The following is a 392-nucleotide window of genomic DNA, read 5'->3' on the forward strand; positions in this document are numbered from 1 at the left end:
CCATAATATTCGGCGCCCCACCAGGCGATCATCGCCAGGATAAGGCCGCAAACCAGGACGTAGAGCACGGGTTTGCCCCAACTGCCCTGCCGCGCTTCGGTTGCGGTGAGGGTCACCGGCGCGTCCTGGTCTTCTTCGCGCCGCGCACGAAAATAACCGTCGGGATTGTCGAGATATTTTGCCATGATGCAATCCTTTCTCCCTTTAACGGGACGAAGGATAAACCCAAGCAGGATGTGAAAGTTCCGGTCTCTCACCAATGGGGAATGACCCGAGCGAGCTGCAAACAACAGGCCCCGCCTTTGGCAGACGGGGCCTGGAGATGGGATATCGATCGATTGTGATCAGAAGCGGACGCCGAGGCCGAGGTTCAGCTCATGGGTCTTCAGGCC

Annotated in this window: 1 protein-coding gene; it reads right to left on the bottom strand. The window is 58.4% G+C overall.

Annotated elements, in window-relative coordinates:
• Positions 1-185, bottom strand: a 185-nt coding sequence (locus AC1D0P_RS31250) for a hypothetical protein (RefSeq protein WP_477680273.1), incomplete at its 3' end; no start/stop codon positions are given.
• Positions 186-392: the final 207 nt, after the last annotated feature.

It is taken from the genome of Polaromonas sp. P1_G2 (assembly GCF_056405515.1).